Source organism: Mycolicibacterium aichiense, from assembly GCF_010726245.1.
In the GTDB taxonomy this organism is placed as follows: Bacteria; Actinomycetota; Actinomycetes; order Mycobacteriales; family Mycobacteriaceae; genus Mycobacterium; species Mycobacterium aichiense.
Genome location: NZ_AP022561.1, coordinates 4336461 through 4351493 on the forward strand (window position 1 = coordinate 4336461; position 15033 = coordinate 4351493).

Below are 15033 nucleotides of genomic sequence, written 5' to 3' on the forward strand. Positions count from 1 at the left end.
GAAATCCTCGATCCGACGGCGGTAGGTGCTTGACCGACGATTGAACAAGTGTTTAGCATACTAAACATGCGTTCAACGGACCTGACGACGGTGGCCCGGATCCGCGATGCCGCCATCGAGTTGTTCGGCGCGCGCGGGTTCGACGTCGGGGTGCGGGCGATCGCCGAGGCGGCCGGGGTGAGCCCGGGGCTCGTCATCCACCACTTCGGATCGAAGGACGGATTACGCCAAGCGTGCGACGACTACATCGCCGAAGAGGTCCGCAGCGAGAAATCCGAAACGATCCGTTCCACCGACCCGGCCACCTGGCTCGCCGCGGCGGCCGAGATCGAATCGTTCGCGCCGATGATGGCCTACCTGGTGCGCAGCATGCAGACCGGCGGCGAGCTGGCAAGAAACCTCTGGCGCACCATGTTCGCGAATGTCGAGGGCTACCTGGACGAGGGTGTCCGCGCCGGCACGATCAGGCCGAGCCGTGACCCGGCCGCACGAGCGAAGTACCTCGGCATGGCGGGCGGTGGCGCCTTCCTGCTCTACCTCCAATTGCATGACAACCCAACGGATTTGCGGGCCGTTCTGCACGACTACGCCAACGAGATGATGTTGCCCGCCCTCGAGCTCTATACCGAGGGCCTGCTCACCGATTCGACGATGTTCGACAGCTTCGCCGCACACGGCGAAATTGTGACCCACACCGAGGGAGAACAACATGACGACGGCATCGGCACCGACAGCGCGGACTGACACCGCGGCGGTCGAAATCCACGGTCTGGTCAAGACTTTCGGTCGGACCCGGGCCCTGGACGGCATGGATCTGACCGTCCGCGCCGGTTCGGTCGCGGGCTTCCTGGGGCCCAATGGCGCGGGTAAGTCCACCACCATCCGCATCCTTCTGGGGCTGCTGCGCGCCGACGGCGGCCATGTGCGCCTGCTGGGTGGTGACCCGTGGCACGACGCTGTGGCTCTGCACCGGCGCATCGCCTACGTGCCCGGGGATGTGACGCTCTGGCCGAACCTGACCGGCGGTCAGGTGATCGACTTCCTATGCGGGCTGCGCGGCGGTGCCGATCCCCGCCGCCGGGACTGGCTGATTCAGCGCTTCGAACTCGACCCGAACAAGAAGTCCCGTACGTACTCGAAGGGCAACCGCCAGAAGGTGGCGCTGGTGGCGGCCTTCGCCACCGACGCCGACATCTACATCCTCGACGAGCCGACATCGGGCCTCGACCCGTTGATGGAGAACGTCTTTCAGGAATGCGTCCGCGAGGTCGCGGGTCGCGGTGCGGCGGTCCTTCTCTCCAGCCACGTCCTGGCCGAGGTCGAAAAGGTCTGTGACACAGTCACCATCATCCGCGCCGGACGTACGGTGCAATCCGGGCCACTGGCCCAGCTCCAGCACCTGATGCGGACTACCGTGACGGCACGCACCCACCGCGATCCCACCGTGGTGACCCGATGGCCGGGCCTGCACGACGTCGACATCGTCGACGGTCGGGTGCGATTCACCGTCGGCCGCGACGCGTTGGACGCGACGATGGTGCATCTCACCCAGCTCGGGATCGCGGACCTGACGGTCACGCCGGCCTCCCTGGAAGACCTGTTCCTGCGCGAATACCGGACGCCGGCGCCATGATCGCAACCGCAACCGCCCCCGCCCCGTCCCGGCTGACCGGGACCGGAACGCTCGTCCGCTTCGCCCTGCGCCGCGATCGGATCCGGCTGACGGCGTGGATCTCGGCGCTGACGCTGATGATGGTCTACGCCCCCAATGGGATCAAACTCGCGTATCCCGACGAGGCGCAGCGCCAGGCGCGCGTGAACCTGCTCAAGACTCCGGCCGGAATCATGTTGGGCGGGCCGATGTTCGGCGGTAACGAAACCGACCTCGGCGTCATGATGGCCAACGAGCTGACCCTGACGTTGATGGTGGCGGCATCGATCCTGTCGATACTGACCGTCATCCGCCACACCCGCGCCGAAGAGGAAAGCGGTGCCGCCGAACTGGTGCTCTCCTCGATCGTCGGCCGCCACGCCCGCACCGCCGCCGCCCTGATCCTGGTCGTGTTGGTGAACGCCGTGCTGTCGGTGACGATGACGATCGCCATGGCCGCCAGCGGTTTCGCGGTGGTCGACACCGCGGCAATGTGCGTGGGAATCACTGCCGTCGCAACTGTTTTCGGTGCTGTCGCGGCGCTCAGTGCGCAGCTGTGGCGGCAGGCCAGAACGGCCAGCGGAGCCGCGCTCGCGACACTGGCCGCGGCCGTGCTGGTGCGGGGGGCGGGCGACGTGATCGACAACTCCGGCAGCGCGCTGAGCTGGTTCTCCCCCATCGCCTGGGCACAGCAGATGCGCCCCTTCGTCGCGCTGCGCTGGTGGCCACTCGCGCTGCTGGCCGCGCTGGCCGTCGTCCTGGCCGCAGCGACCGTCGCGCTGGAGAGCCGCCGCCAGTACGACGACGGCCTCCTGGCGTCCTCCGGCGAACACTCCCGTGCGCGCCCGGTCGGTGGGGTCTTCGGACTACAGTTGGTCATTCATCGCGGCCTGACCGTGGGCTGGGCGGTCGGCCTGCTCATCGCGGGGGCGGCGTTCGGTTCGATGACCAAGTCGCTGCTGGACGCGGCCAAGGGCAATGAACTTCTGGCCCGGGTGCTTTCAGCGCAGGGCACCGACGGCGTGTACACCACCATGACGCAGTTCCTGGCCGCGGCGACCACCGCGTATGTGGTTACGGTGGTGGTGCGGCTACACCGCGACGACGAGTCCGGGATCGGCGAAGCCGTGCTTGCTGGTTCGGTGTCGCGCTGGGCATGGTTGTTGTCGGCGGTCGGCGCGGCACTGACCGGCGCGGCCGTGCTGCTGGCCTGCGCGGGCCTGGGCAACGGCATCGGCGCCGGCCTGACGTTGGGTGAGCCCACCACGATCCTGCGGTTGACGTTGGCTGCGCTGGCCTTCCTGCCTGCGATGGCGGTGATGGCCGGCATCGCCGCCCTCGGCGTCGCGCTGCGTCATCCCGGCATCGGCTGGCTGGCAGTCACATTCGTGGTCCTCGCGTTGTATCTCGGTGCGCTGCTGCGGTTGCCGCGGTGGCTGATCGAGGCCTCACCGGTCGGTCGTACCACCGCACCGTCATCGGTTTCCGTTGCGGCACTGGGCGTGATGGTGATGATCGCCGTCGCCGTCACGGTGATCGCCGGAGCGGTCTATCGCCGCCGCGACGTCATCTAGGAGAACCATGGGACCGTCACTTCGAATCGCGATCTCGGCCATCGGCGGTATCGCGGCCTTCGCTGTGCTGCTGTTCGTCCCGGCGGGAACCCTGAGCTATTGGCAGGGCTGGGCGTTCCTGGCGGTGTTCAGCATCGCGAGCTTGATCCCGACGCTGTACCTGGGCCGGAAGTATCCCGACGCCTTCGAGCGGCGCACCCATGCCGGTGTCAGGGCGGAGACCCGGCCGGTCCAAAAGGTCGTGATCGCCGGGACGTTCCTGGTCTTCGCCGCGATGCTGGTGGTGCCGGCCCTGGACTACCGCTTCGGTTGGTCGACCGTACCTGCGTGGTTGTCGGTGGTCGGCGATGTGCTGGTGGCAACCGGTCTGAGCCTGGCGATGTGGGTGGTGGTCCAGAACCACTACGCCTCGGCCAACATCATCGTCGAGGAGGGCCAGCCGCTGGTGAGCACCGGGCTGTACGGCTTTGTGCGGCACCCGATGTACTTCGGCAATGTGATCCTGATGATCGGGATCGCACTGGCGCTCGGCTCGTACTGGGCTCTGCTGCTGGTCGTCGTCGGGCTGCTGTTGATGGCGGCGCGGATCATCGACGAGGAGAAGATGCTCACCGAGGAACTGGACGGCTATCGGGAGTACACGCAGAAGGTGCGTTACCGCCTGGTGCCGCTGATCTGGTGAGCACTTGACCTAACTTGCATGACCATTTAAGTTGACGAGTGCCCGTGCCCGCGTAGGATAGGAAACTCGTTGAATCCGAACATCACTCGCCTCATGCAGGAGAACCTCCTGGCGGTGTTCAACGAGCGCGATGGACAACAACGTCTCGAGGTCGTTCGACGCAACTACGCACCGGACGTGCGGTGGTCGGATGCCGAGGAGACCGTCGTCGGTCAGGATCGCCTGCACGAGAAGGCTCAAGCACTGCTCGACGGGCCGCTCGCCGGCCTGAATTTCGTCCAGTCCGGACCCGTGCGCCAGACCGCGAACATGGGGTTTCTCGCGTTCGACGTCTTTGCCCCCGGTTCAGCCGGGACCGAGCCGTTGATCTCCGGTTTCGACGTCGCGATCGTGGAGAACGAGCGCATCGCCCAGTTGTTCACGGTGGTGACGAAGGAGCCCGGCGCTTCGCCCGCTTAGGCCAGGCACGCAGCGCGAGATCCGCGGCGGCCCGCAATTGCTTGCGGCTGGCGCCATCCCGGGCCTTGGCCGACAAACCTCGCAGGACGGTGTCGATGTAGTCGGTGAGCGCCTCGACGTCCACCTCGCCGTCGAGGTCGCCCGCGCGCTGAGCCTGGCGTAACCGGTCGGCGATCGCGGCGCGGCCAACTCCCCTGCGTTGCCGCAACAGTGGGTCGGCGATGACGAAGCAGCCGCGCGGATGGCCGGGCCGGGTGTAGAGCTCCACCGCCCGGTCCAGCATCATCTCGAAGGCCGCGCGGGCGGTGGCCGCTTCCAGCGCGGGTGGCACCACGGCGGTCAGTTCGTACAGGTCGACGGCCGCGTCGTAGAGAGCCTGCTTGTCCCCGAACGCGGCGTAGAGGCTGGGGGCCGAAATGCCCATGGCCCCGGTCAGATCGTTGACCGAGGTGGCCTCGAATCCATGCTCCCAGAACAGGTGCATGGCCCGACGCAACGCTTCCGCGCGGTCGAACTTCGGGGGCCGAGCCATGGCGTCGATCCTAAGCGTCACCCCGTCATGGATTCTGCTAACGTCGCGATCAATAACTTTAATGGTTACTACAAAACTGTGAGGCGCTGACATGACCTATGCCATCATCGGCTCGGGCAACATCGGATCGGCGGTCGCGGGCCACTTCGCGCGGATCGGCCTCGACGTCGCGGTGGCCGCCTCGCGAGGACCGGCGGGAGTTGCGCCGCTCGCCGAGCGGCTGGGCTCGCACATCGTGCCCACCGACGTCTCCGATGCGCTGCTCGCCGACGTCGTCGTCCTGGCCGTCCCGTTCGACGCTGTCGAGGGTCTGGTCGGCCAGGTAACCGACTGGAATGGGCGCATCATCGTCGATGCCACCAATGCCATTGACTACAGCACCTTTTCGCCGGCCGACCTGGGCGGCCGCGCCTCCTCGGACCTCGTGGAACAGTGGTCGGCCAATGCCCGGGTGGTCAAGGCGTTCGGCCATACCTGGGCCAAGGTGCTCGCCCACGACCCCGGTGACGGTCACGGCGGACGCCGCGTGCTGTTCGTGTCCGGCAATGACGCGGCCGCCAACGCCGACGTGGCCGCACTCATCGAGCAGTTCGGATTCGAAGCGATCGATCTCGGGCGCAACGACCAGGGCGGTCTGCTGCAGCAGTTCGGCGGCCCGCTGACCACGCGCAGCTTCATCTCGCAAGCCATCGGCGGCGCAAGCCCGGCGGAGATGGATCTCATCGACGCCTGACGCCCGGCACAGTGACGCGTCATCCTGTACAGGACGACCGTCACGGCATGGGAGGCGCCATTGGAGCTGATGACCGGCTTCGGGCTGGCCACCGCCGCGGGCCTCAACGCCTACATCCCGCTGCTGTCGCTTGCGCTGCTGGCCCGGTTCACCGACCTCGTCACCTTGCCGGCCGGGTGGTCGTGGCTGGAGAACGGCTGGGTGATCGCCATCGTCGCGGTGCTGCTGCTGATCGAGGTCGTCGCCGACAAGATCCCCGCTCTCGACTCGGTCAACGACGCCGTCCAGACGTTCGTCCGCCCGACGGCCGGCGGCATCGTCTTCGGGTCGGGCACCGCCGCGCAGACCGCCGCGGTCACCGACCCCGGTGAATTCGCCAGGACCGGCCAGTGGGTTCCGATCGCCATCGGTGTCGTCACGGCCCTGGTCGTCCACCTGACCAAAACGGCGGTCCGCCCGGCGGCCAACGTCGCCTCGGCCGGCACCGCGGCGCCGGTGCTCAGCACCATCGAGGACATCGTCAGCGTCGCACTGGTGTTCATCGCGATACTCATCCCCGCGCTGGTGCTCGTGGTGATGATCGCCCTGGCGTGGGCCGCGGTCGCGCTGTGGCGGCGCCGGCGACGGCGCAAGGCCGCGCGGGGTCCGGTTTAGCCGACATCTCGGTGGGGCATTGTGCGCAGGTGGGCCACCGCATCCGAACGTCTCTGTGCGTACTGACGATCGGATGCTCGGTGGCGGCCGGGTGCGCCGGTCAGGCCGATGAACCCCAGCCGGTCACCACGACGCACGCCCCGCCCGCCGAGCCGGCCAGGGCGGGTCCGCCCACCGCGGCGCCGGCCGGCATCGTCGTCCCGCTCGGCAACGCACCGGAAGGCGTCGTCGTCGGGACGTCGGGAATCGCGGCCGTCGCGGTGCGGGATCCCAACGGCATAGTGCTGTTCGATGCCGCGACCGGCACGCAACGCCAGCGGATCCCGACCCCGAGCGCCGCTCGCCACCTCAGCCTGGCCGGTCCGGACGGCCCCGTGCTGGCCCCGCTGGAGGGCACCGATGAGCTACTCGAACTCAACCTCACCGACGGCACCATCACCGCCACCGTCACCGGAGTCGGACGCCAGCCGCACGACGCGGCGGCGACGTCGTCGGGAACCATCGTGGTGACCAACGAAGGCGGCGGCGGCGTCCTGTTCGTCCGCGACGGTCAGGTGGTCGCCTCGCTGCCCGCCGGCCCTCCGCAGCCCGGCGGTGTCGCGGCCGTCGGCAACTACGCGGCCGTCGCCGATGTCCAGGGAAACGGGGTATGGGTGTACGACGGCTCGACGCGTGAGCTGGTCAGCCAGGCCCCGGTGGGCGCCAAACTCACCCACGCGGTCTCGCTTTCCGGTGATCTGGCCGCGTTCGCCGACACCGACGGCGGTGCCGTCTACCTCGAACGTGTCGATCCGAAGGTCACCCAGGTGGCCAGAATCGAGGCACCCGGCAAGCCCTACGGGCTGGCCTACGACGCCCGGCGCCACCGCCTCTTCATCACGCTGACCGAGCGGAACGCGGTGCGGGTGGTGGATATCGCAGACCCGGCGGCGAGCCGGACCCTCGCCGATGTGGCCACCGTGCGTCAGCCCAATTCCGTTGCCGTCGAGCCGAATTCCGGTGCCATCGTGGTGACCGGCAGCGACGGGGGTGGCAGCAGCAGCGTCCAGATCATCGGACCTGACCTGCTTCCGGCCGGTTAGATCCAGACGCCCTTGCCGACGGCCACCACGCCGCCTGCGCTGATCGCGAACCGGTCGCGGTCCTTCTCCAGGTCCACGCCGACCATCTCGCCGGGGCCGACGACCACGTTCTTGTCCAGGATGGCGTGCCGGACCACCGCGCCGCGGCCAACCCGCACACCGGGCATCAGCACGCTGCCCTCGACGATCGCGCCGTCCTCGATCGCGACGTTGCTCGACAGCACCGAATTGCGCACCGACGCCGCGGAGATGATGCTCCCGGCACCGACCACGGACTCCTGTGCCGAGCCGCCGTTGACGAACTTCGCGGGTGCCAGGTTCTCCGACTCTCCGCGGATCGGCCAGCGCTTGTTGTAGAGGTTGAACACCGGGTGCACCGACACCAAATCCATGTGGGCGTCGTAGAACGCATCCAGCGTTCCGACGTCGCGCCAGTAGCCGTGGTCGCGCTCGGTGGCGCCGGGGACTTCGTTGTTGCTGAAGTCGTACACCGCGGCCATGCCGTCGGACACCAGCCGCGGAATGATGTCGCCGCCCATGTCGTGATCGGAGTTGTCATCGTCGGCGTCGGCGCGAATGGCGTCGATCAGCACTTTGGTGGTGAAGATGTAGTTGCCCATCGACACGAAGGTCTGCTCGGGATCGTCCGGCGTACCCGGCGGGTCGGCGGGCTTCTCGATGAACTCCCGGATGCGGCCGGACTCGTCGGCGTCGATGCACCCGAATGCGTGCGCCTCGGCGCGAGGCACCCGGATACCGGCGACGGTGGCCCCGGCCCCGCTCTCGATGTGGAACTTCACCATCTGCTCGGGGTCCATCCGGTACACGTGGTCGGCACCGAAAACCACGATGTAGTCCGGATCCTCGTCGTAGATCAGGTTGAGCGACTGGTAGATCGCGTCGGCCGAGCCGGTGTACCAGCGCGGGCCGAGACGCTGCTGGGCGGGAACCGGCGTGATGTATTCACCGGCCAGACCGCTCAGCCGCCAGTTCTGCGAGATGTGCCGGTCCAGCGAGTGCGACTTGTACTGGGTGAGCACACAGATGCGGAGGTAGCGCGCGTTGACCAGATTCGACAGCACGAAATCGATGAGGCGGTACGCGCCGCCGAAGGGAACCGCCGGCTTGGCCCGGTCCGCGGTCAGCGGATAGAGCCGTTTGCCCTCTCCGCCCGCCAGGACGATGCCCAGCACGTGTGGCAATTCCCTCATCCTGCAAACCTATCGGCACACGCAACCGACGGCTAGGCCAACGCCGCTATTGCAGGTCGTCGTGTCGCGACCGAAGCGACTTGGGGTCGCGCGCAAGCACGTTGACCCACAAGGTCGGGGCGAGCGAAGCGACGGGAAGGAGGATGCGCCGCGCAGCGCCGCCCACTACGGTCGGGCGTATGCGGGTGGCGATGATGACTCGGGAGTATCCACCCGAGGTTTACGGCGGGGCGGGCGTACACGTGACGGAACTCGTCGCACAGTTGCGGCGACTGTGCGAGGTGGACGTGCACTGTATGGGCGCCCCACGCCAGGGCGCCTTCGTCCATCAGCCCGATCCTGCGCTCAAGGGGGCCAACCCGGCGCTGTCGACGCTGTCCGCGGATCTGGTGATGGCCAATGCGGCCGCCGAGGCGACGGTGGTGCACTCGCACACCTGGTACACCGGGATGGCCGGTCACCTCGCCTCGCTGCTGTACGACGTCCCCCATGTGCTGACCGCGCACTCCCTCGAACCGTTGCGGCCGTGGAAGGCCGAGCAGCTCGGCGGCGGCTACCGGGTGTCGCTGTGGGTGGAACGCACCGCGGTCGAGGCGGCGGACGGGGTGATCGCGGTCAGTTCCGGCATGCGCGACGACGTTCTGTCGGTGTATCCGGCGTTGGACCCCGACCGGGTTCATGTGGTGAAGAACGGAATCGACACCGACGTCTGGTATCCGGCGCCGCCCGAGCGGGGTGAGTCGGTGCTCGCCGAACTCGGCGTCGACCCATCGCGGCCCATGGTGGCGTTCGTCGGCCGGATCACCCGGCAGAAGGGTGTCCCGCACCTGATCGCCGCGGCGCACCGCTTCGACCCGGAGATCCAGGTGGTGCTGTGCGCCGGTGCGCCCGACACCCCGGAGATCGCCGCCGAGGTGAGCTCGGCCGTGCAGGAGCTGGCCGGGCGGCGCAGTGGCGTGTTCTGGGTGCAGGAGTTCCTGCCCATCGGGAAGATCCGCGAAATACTCTCGGCAGCAACGGCGTTCGTGTGCCCCTCGGTGTACGAGCCGCTCGGCATCGTGAATCTGGAGGCGATGGCCTGCGGAACGGCCGTGGTGGCATCCGACGTGGGCGGCATACCTGAGGTGGTCGACGACGGGGTGACCGGAACGCTGGTGCACTACGAGTCGAGCGACCCGGTTGGCTTCGAGGCCGGGCTCGCCGAGGCGGTCAATGCGCTGGTGGGCGATCTGGAGAAGGCGCGCCGATTCGGGGCGGCCGGCCGGCAGCGCTGCATCGACGAGTTCTCGTGGGCGCACATCGCCGAGCAGACGCTCGAAATTTACCGCAAGGTGTCGGCATAGCCCGAAGGGCGACCGGCCGAGAAGAAACCCCGCGCGTCGACGCGGGGTTTCGAGGGTGGATCAGTTAGCTGGTGACGTTCTTGAGTTCGTCACCCAGGGCGGCCGCCTCGTCGGGTGTCAGCTCCACGACCAGTCGTCCGCCGCCTTCCAGCGGTACCCGCATCACGATGCCGCGCCCCTCCTTGGTTGCTTCCAGCGGACCGTCACCGGTCCGGGGCTTCATCGCCGCCATCGAGTGCTCCCTCCAGGTTCGAGCCGGCCCGTGCTCACGGACCCGGTCCAGCGCCGGGCACGTGGCTGGTGCGTCGGCACTGAACTGCTTGTTTTCGATTCTATTGTTCCTTATCGGCGAGCATTGGTGTGAAAGGGCCGATTTAGGGGGTCCGATTTGCGCCGTCAGGGTGTGGTCGGGCCGGGAACCCAGCACGACGCCAGGTGATCGTCCACCATCCCGGTGGCCTGCATCAGCGCGTAGGCGGTGGTGGGGCCCACGAAGCGGAAACCACGCTTCTTGAGGTCCTTGGCCATCGCCTGGGACTCCGGCGTGATCGCCGGCACGTCGGCCATCGTCTTGGGCCTCGGGCGCGGCGGCGGGGCGTAGGACCACAACAGGTCGGACAGGTCGACGTCGAGTTCGGCGACGGCCCTGGCGTTGGCGATGGTGGCCTCGATCTTGGCGCGGTTGCGCACGATGCCCTCATCGGCCATCAACCGGCTGACGTCACGGTCGCCGTAGCCGGCCACCGTTTCGATGTCGAAGCCGCTGAACGCCCGCCGGAAGTTGTCCCGTTTACGCAGGATGATCAGCCACGACAGGCCGCTCTGGAACGCCTCGAGGCTCATCCGCTCGAACAGCGCCACCTCGCCGCGCAGCTCCCGGCCCCACTCGTCGTCGTGGTAGTCGCGGTACAGCTGCGACCCTTGCGCCCAGCCGCAGCGGGTGCGGCCGTCGTCCGGCGCGGGTTCCGTCACACCGATTCCTCGTCGGCAGCAGGCGCGGCGTGGTGGGTGTGTACCGGCTCGTCGAGCCCGGCGGCTGCGCGTACCGCGGAGAGTTCGCCGCGCAGCTGGTCCAGTTCGGCGCCGAGCCGGTCCAGCACCCAGTCCACTTCGCTGGTCTTGTAGCCGCGCAGCACCTGGGTGAACTTGACGGCCTCGACGTCCGCTCCGGTGACCCCGGAGGCGGGCAGCACGGTGGCCGTGGTGGCCCGCGGCAGCGGCGGCAGCTGCTCGCCCCGCCCGAACACCAGGCTGGCCACCCCGAACAGGACGATGCCGATCAGGATCAGCACCACCAGGTACAGCAGGATCAATGTCACGTCACGAGATTACTTGCGCCGAGATCGACGTTCTGCACGCTTGCACTCGCATTTCTGCTGCGAAATGTCGGTATGGGTGAGAGCGCGCTCAGCGCAGGGTGTTCATCGGCGGCCGGTCGGCCAGCGAGACCTTGGTGGTCTGCGGCAGGTAGCCGTCGTGCCCGTCGGGCAGGAATTGCGTCAGCCCGATCCCGGAGTCGGTGATGCCGCACCGGGACAGCAGCGTGGCGATCACCTGGCGGCTCATCGCACCCAGCTCGATCAGCGGCCGGTTGCGGTGGCTGCGGACGCCGAGGTTGACCTGCGCGATGGCCTGCAGCCCGAGCCGGTCGTAGGTGTCGACCAGCAGGCCGATCTCCACGCCATAGCCCGGGGCGAACGGCACCGAGGTCAGCAGCTCGCGGGTGCCGGCGTACTCGCCGCCCAGCGGTTGCAGCACGCAACCCAGTTCGGGGCGCAGCGCGGCCAGCAGCGGACGGGCGACCAGTTCGGTGACCCGGCCGCCACCGTTGGCGTCCTCACCCTTGCCGACCTTCAGCGGCCGCCGGTAGAAGCCCTTGACCAGGTGGATGCCGTCGCCGGTGAGCAGCGGACCGACCAGTCGCGGAACGAACATCGGGTCGGGGTCGATCAAATCGGAGTCGACGAACACGATGATGTCGCCGGTGGTGGCCGCCAGCGAGCGCCACAACACTTCACCCTTGCCGGGCTGCGGCTCCACCTCGGGCACCGCCTGCTCGCGGGTGACCACCCGGGCGCCGGCGGCGATGGCTTCGATCTCGGTGTCGTCGGTGGAGCCGGAATCCAGCACGATCAGCTCGTCGACCAGGCCGCCCAGCAGCGGGCGGATGGTGTCCACCACCGATCCGACGGTCTCCTCCTCGTTGAGCGCAGGAAGGACGACGGAGATGGTGCGGCCGCGTTTGGCGGCCACCAGTTCAGCGATGGTCCAGGTCGGCCGGCTCCAGCTGTGGTCAGACAGCCAGGTGTCGCCGGGAAGTGTGTCGTTGGCGAGTTCGGTCATGCCAAGCCCCTCACCGTCCGCGCCGGCGGACGCTCCCCACGGATCGACGCGACCATTTCCAGCACACGCCGAGTGGGTCCCACTTCATGCACCCGGAACATCCGGGCTCCGTCGGCGGCGGCCAAAGCGGTCGCTGCCAGCGTGCCCTCGAGGCGTTCGGTGAGCTCCACACCCAAAGTCTCCCCGACGAAATCCTTGTTACTCAGTGCCATCAGGACGGGCCATCCGGTATTAACAAGATCTTTTACGTGGCGCAACAAACTAAGACCGTGATGAGTATTTTTGCCGAAATCGTGGGTCGGGTCGATCAGAATCGCGTCCCGGGCCACCCCGATCGCCACCGCGCGTTCGGCGGCGGAGGTGACCTCGGCGATGACGTCGTCGACCACGCCGGTCACGGTCGTGCCGTAGCTGACCCGGAACGGCCGGGTGCGCGGCGTCGCACCCCCAGTGTGGGAGCACACCAGCCCGGCGCCGAACTCGGCGGCGACCTCGGGAAGGGACGGGTCGGCACCGGCCCAGGTGTCGTTGATCAGGTCCGCTCCGGCCGCGCAGGCCTGCTTGGCCACCGCGGAACGCCAGGTGTCGACGCTGATCAGCTGGTCGGGATACTCGCCGCGGAGCCACTCGATGAACGGCACCACCCGGGCGATCTCCTCGTCGGCGTCGACCAGGGTTCCGGGCCCGGCCTTGACTCCCCCGACGTCGACCACGTCGGCCCCCTCGGCAACCACCCGGTGGGCGGCGTCCTTGGCGGCCTCGTCGGTGAAGGTCGCGCCCCGGTCGTAGAACGAGTCGGGTGTGCGGTTGACGATCGCCATGATCAGCGCGCGATCACCGGCCACCGGCCGTCCGCAGAACGTCGACTTCACTCCACCATGGTGCCTGGTGGCGCAGAGTTCGACGACATGGCGGCTGCCTATCCCTTGGGCCGGGAGCCGGCCGCCACTTCCTCGGGATACTCGTCGTAGAACGGTACGTAGCCCTCGTCACGGCCCTTCAGCACGTAGAGCGGGTCCTCGATCTCGTCGCCGTCGGCCCCGTAGCCCTGCTTGCGCAGGTCCACCTTGCGGCTCTTGAACGTCGACGTGGTCTCCAGCGACTCGACGATCCGGATGAACAACGGCACGGCGTAACCGGGCAGGTTGCCGTAGACGGTGTCGGCCAGCGCCTTGCCGTCGAATTCCACTCCGTCACGGAGCTTGACCGCCGCCATCCCGGCCCGCCCGCCGGTGTCGGGCACCTCGACGCCGAACACCGTCGACTCCTCGACGTTCTTGTCCTGGCCCAGCGCGGCCTCGACCTGGGTGGTGGCGACGTTCTCGCCCTTCCACCGGAAGGTGTCGCCGAGCCGGTCGGCGAAGGCGGCGTGGCGCATGCCCTGCGGGTTCATCACGTCGCCGGTGTTGAACCAGACATCGCCCTCTTTGAAGGCATTGCGGACCAACTTCTTCTCGCTGGCTTCCTTGTCGGTGTAGCCGTCGAAGGGCGAGAGCTTGTTCACCGGGCTGATCAGCAGGCCGGGCTCACCGGGCGCCACCTTGCGGACCCGGCCGTTCTCGTCGCGGGCCGGCTCGCCGGTCTCCGCGTCGTACTCGACGTAAGCCAGTGGCATCGGGCTGATGCCGGTGGTCTTGGGGATGTTGAAGATGTTGATGAAGGCGGTGTTGCCCTCGCTGGCGGCGTAGAACTCGGCGACCCGGCCGATGTTGAACCGGCGGGTGAACTCCTCCCAGATCTCCGGGCGCAACCCGTTGCCGGCGATGACGCGGATCTTGTGGGCGCGGTCGGTGTCCTTCGCCGGCTGGTTCAGCAGATAGCGGCACACCTCGCCGATGTAGATGAAGGCGGTGGCTTCCATATTGATCACGTCGTCCCAGAACCGCGACGCCGAGAACGACTTGCCCAGTGCCAGAGTGCCGCCCGCGTTGATCACCGAGGACACCGCGACCGTGAGCGCGTTGTTGTGGTAGAGCGGCAGCGGGCAGTACAGGGTGTCATTGCTGTTGAGCCGCAACCCCAATCCGCCGAACGCCGCCAGCGCGCGCAGCCACCGGTGGTGGGTCATCACGCTGGCCTTCGGGTGCCCGGTGGTGCCCGAGGTGAAGATGTAAAAGGCGGTGTCCTTGGCCTGGACCTGTGACGCCGACGCCGGGTTGTCGGTCGACTTGCCCTTGGCCTGTTCGACGAAATCCTCGATCGTCACCAGGTCGGCTACCTCGGCGCCGCTTTCGGTGATCGGATCGATCAGGTCGGATTCGGCGATCACGACCTTCGCATCCAGCAGACCGATGCTGTGCGACAACACATCTCCGCGCTGGTGGTAATTCAGCATGCCGGCAACCGCGCCGCACTTGACCGCGGCGAGCATCATCAGGACGGCATGCGGCGAGTTGCGCAGCATGATGCCGACCACGTCGCCGCGGCCAACTCCCTTGTCGGCCAACACCGCCGCGAGCCGGTTGGCCGTCTCGTTGGCTTCGCGGTAGGTGATCTTCTCGTCGCCCATCCGGATGAACACGCGGTCGGCGTAGCGCGCGGCGCGATCTTGGAACACCTTGCCGATGGAGGTCTTCGTGGTCGGCAGCGCCAGCAGACCGGTCAGTGCGCCGCGCACGATCACGGGCGCATCCATCACCACCGCGGGCAACCGGGTGGCCAGGTCGAGCAGCCCTACCGAATGCTTCGCACCCGACTTTCCCGCGCCGGAATCGCCGGATTCGGCAGAACTATTGCTGGCCATCGATGCCACCTCCCGTGTGTCGCCCG

The 15033-nt window shown here is 67.8% G+C and carries 17 protein-coding genes; 9 read left to right on the forward strand and 8 right to left on the reverse strand.

Annotated features, from left to right (window positions below; translation table 11 throughout):
- Nucleotides 1-66 precede the first annotated feature (66 nt).
- From G6N32_RS20665 to G6N32_RS20685, 5 genes are all read left to right on the forward strand, one after another.
- Nucleotides 67-744 (forward strand): TetR/AcrR family transcriptional regulator, encoded by a 678-nt coding sequence (locus G6N32_RS20665; RefSeq protein ID WP_115321640.1) that lies wholly within the window; start codon nucleotides 67-69, stop codon nucleotides 742-744.
- The gene (locus G6N32_RS20670; RefSeq protein ID WP_115321641.1) at nucleotides 710-1633 is read left to right on the forward strand and encodes an ABC transporter ATP-binding protein; all 924 of its coding nucleotides are present in this window, start codon (nucleotides 710-712) and stop codon (nucleotides 1631-1633) included. Before G6N32_RS20665 ends, G6N32_RS20670 begins: the two co-directional genes overlap by 35 nt.
- Entirely contained in the window at nucleotides 1630-3225 is a 1596-nt protein-coding gene (locus tag G6N32_RS20675) for an ABC transporter permease (RefSeq protein ID WP_115321642.1), read from the forward strand. Before G6N32_RS20670 ends, G6N32_RS20675 begins: the two co-directional genes overlap by 4 nt.
- Nucleotides 3226-3232: 7 nt before the next feature.
- Nucleotides 3233-3907 (forward strand): methyltransferase family protein, encoded by a 675-nt coding sequence (locus G6N32_RS20680; protein WP_115321643.1) that lies wholly within the window; start codon nucleotides 3233-3235, stop codon nucleotides 3905-3907.
- 93 nt (nucleotides 3908-4000) lie between these two features.
- Nucleotides 4001-4366 carry a nuclear transport factor 2 family protein gene (locus tag G6N32_RS20685; RefSeq protein ID WP_115321644.1) on the forward strand — a complete coding sequence of 122 codons (366 nt, stop codon included), beginning with the start codon at nucleotides 4001-4003 and terminating at the stop codon, nucleotides 4364-4366.
- Here G6N32_RS20685 and G6N32_RS20690 read toward each other — a convergent pair.
- Nucleotides 4326-4898: a TetR/AcrR family transcriptional regulator gene (locus G6N32_RS20690; RefSeq protein WP_115321645.1), complete on the reverse strand. Its 573-nt coding sequence runs from the start codon at nucleotides 4896-4898 to the stop codon at nucleotides 4326-4328. The genes G6N32_RS20685 and G6N32_RS20690 overlap by 41 nt on opposite strands.
- Before the next feature lie 91 nt (nucleotides 4899-4989).
- Here G6N32_RS20690 and G6N32_RS20695 point away from each other — a divergent pair, with 91 nt between their 5' ends.
- From G6N32_RS20695 to G6N32_RS20705, 3 genes are read left to right on the forward strand one after another with little or no spacing between them, the layout of a single operon-like run.
- Nucleotides 4990-5631: an NADPH-dependent F420 reductase gene (locus tag G6N32_RS20695; protein WP_115321646.1), complete on the forward strand. Its 642-nt coding sequence runs from the start codon at nucleotides 4990-4992 to the stop codon at nucleotides 5629-5631.
- Between the two features lie 60 nt (nucleotides 5632-5691).
- Nucleotides 5692-6285, forward strand: a complete 594-nt coding sequence (locus G6N32_RS20700; protein ID WP_115321647.1) for a DUF4126 domain-containing protein — start codon at nucleotides 5692-5694, stop codon at nucleotides 6283-6285.
- A gap of 29 nt (nucleotides 6286-6314) precedes the next feature.
- Entirely contained in the window at nucleotides 6315-7367 is a 1053-nt protein-coding gene (locus G6N32_RS20705; RefSeq protein ID WP_147292065.1) for an NHL repeat-containing protein, read from the forward strand.
- Here G6N32_RS20705 and glgC read toward each other — a convergent pair.
- Nucleotides 7364-8578 carry a glucose-1-phosphate adenylyltransferase gene (gene glgC, locus G6N32_RS20710; RefSeq protein ID WP_036343821.1) on the reverse strand — a complete coding sequence of 405 codons (1215 nt, stop codon included), beginning with the start codon at nucleotides 8576-8578 and terminating at the stop codon, nucleotides 7364-7366. The genes G6N32_RS20705 and glgC overlap by 4 nt on opposite strands.
- Before the next feature lie 179 nt (nucleotides 8579-8757).
- Between glgC and glgA the strand changes: the two genes are divergently transcribed.
- Entirely contained in the window at nucleotides 8758-9921 is a 1164-nt protein-coding gene (gene glgA, locus G6N32_RS20715; RefSeq protein ID WP_115321649.1) for a glycogen synthase, read from the forward strand.
- A 64-nt stretch (nucleotides 9922-9985) separates the two neighbouring features.
- Here glgA and G6N32_RS20720 read toward each other — a convergent pair whose 3' ends face one another.
- From G6N32_RS20720 to fadD6, 6 genes are all read right to left on the reverse strand, one after another.
- Nucleotides 9986-10153 (reverse strand): DUF3117 domain-containing protein, encoded by a 168-nt coding sequence (locus G6N32_RS20720; RefSeq protein WP_005059648.1) that lies wholly within the window; start codon nucleotides 10151-10153, stop codon nucleotides 9986-9988.
- A gap of 164 nt (nucleotides 10154-10317) precedes the next feature.
- Nucleotides 10318-10893 carry a DNA-3-methyladenine glycosylase I gene (locus G6N32_RS20725; RefSeq protein WP_115321650.1) on the reverse strand — a complete coding sequence of 192 codons (576 nt, stop codon included), beginning with the start codon at nucleotides 10891-10893 and terminating at the stop codon, nucleotides 10318-10320.
- Entirely contained in the window at nucleotides 10890-11240 is a 351-nt protein-coding gene (locus tag G6N32_RS20730; protein WP_036343814.1) for a DivIVA domain-containing protein, read from the reverse strand. Before G6N32_RS20730 ends, G6N32_RS20725 begins: the two co-directional genes overlap by 4 nt.
- A gap of 88 nt (nucleotides 11241-11328) precedes the next feature.
- The gene (locus G6N32_RS20735) at nucleotides 11329-12264 is read right to left on the reverse strand and encodes a glucosyl-3-phosphoglycerate synthase (RefSeq protein ID WP_083121248.1); all 936 of its coding nucleotides are present in this window, start codon (nucleotides 12262-12264) and stop codon (nucleotides 11329-11331) included.
- Nucleotides 12261-13136: a dihydropteroate synthase gene (folP, locus tag G6N32_RS20740; protein WP_115321651.1), complete on the reverse strand. Its 876-nt coding sequence runs from the start codon at nucleotides 13134-13136 to the stop codon at nucleotides 12261-12263. The genes G6N32_RS20735 and folP overlap by 4 nt, the downstream gene beginning before the upstream one ends.
- Before the next feature lie 47 nt (nucleotides 13137-13183).
- Nucleotides 13184-15007: a long-chain-acyl-CoA synthetase FadD6 gene (fadD6, locus tag G6N32_RS20745; protein ID WP_115322047.1), complete on the reverse strand. Its 1824-nt coding sequence runs from the start codon at nucleotides 15005-15007 to the stop codon at nucleotides 13184-13186.
- Nucleotides 15008-15033: the final 26 nt, after the last annotated feature.

What these genes read in the sequence shown, in the direction of transcription:
- G6N32_RS20665 (WP_115321640.1), top strand. Translation starts at nt 67, where the DNA reads ATGCGTTCAACGGACCTGACGACGGTGGCCCGGATCCGCGATGCCGCC.
- G6N32_RS20670 (WP_115321641.1), top strand. Translation starts at nt 710, where the DNA reads ATGACGACGGCATCGGCACCGACAGCGCGGACTGACACCGCGGCGGTC.
- G6N32_RS20675 (WP_115321642.1), top strand. Translation starts at nt 1,630, where the DNA reads ATGATCGCAACCGCAACCGCCCCCGCCCCGTCCCGGCTGACCGGGACC.
- G6N32_RS20680 (WP_115321643.1), top strand. Translation starts at nt 3,233, where the DNA reads ATGGGACCGTCACTTCGAATCGCGATCTCGGCCATCGGCGGTATCGCG.
- G6N32_RS20685 (WP_115321644.1), top strand. Translation starts at nt 4,001, where the DNA reads ATGCAGGAGAACCTCCTGGCGGTGTTCAACGAGCGCGATGGACAACAA.
- G6N32_RS20690 (WP_115321645.1), bottom strand. Translation starts at nt 4,898, where the DNA reads ATGGCTCGGCCCCCGAAGTTCGACCGCGCGGAAGCGTTGCGTCGGGCC.
- G6N32_RS20695 (WP_115321646.1), top strand. Translation starts at nt 4,990, where the DNA reads ATGACCTATGCCATCATCGGCTCGGGCAACATCGGATCGGCGGTCGCG.
- glgC (WP_036343821.1), bottom strand. Translation starts at nt 8,578, where the DNA reads ATGAGGGAATTGCCACACGTGCTGGGCATCGTCCTGGCGGGCGGAGAG.
- glgA (WP_115321649.1), top strand. Translation starts at nt 8,758, where the DNA reads ATGCGGGTGGCGATGATGACTCGGGAGTATCCACCCGAGGTTTACGGC.
- G6N32_RS20720 (WP_005059648.1), bottom strand. Translation starts at nt 10,153, where the DNA reads ATGGCGGCGATGAAGCCCCGGACCGGTGACGGTCCGCTGGAAGCAACC.
- G6N32_RS20735 (WP_083121248.1), bottom strand. Translation starts at nt 12,264, where the DNA reads ATGACCGAACTCGCCAACGACACACTTCCCGGCGACACCTGGCTGTCT.
- fadD6 (WP_115322047.1), bottom strand. Translation starts at nt 15,007, where the DNA reads ATGGCCAGCAATAGTTCTGCCGAATCCGGCGATTCCGGCGCGGGAAAG.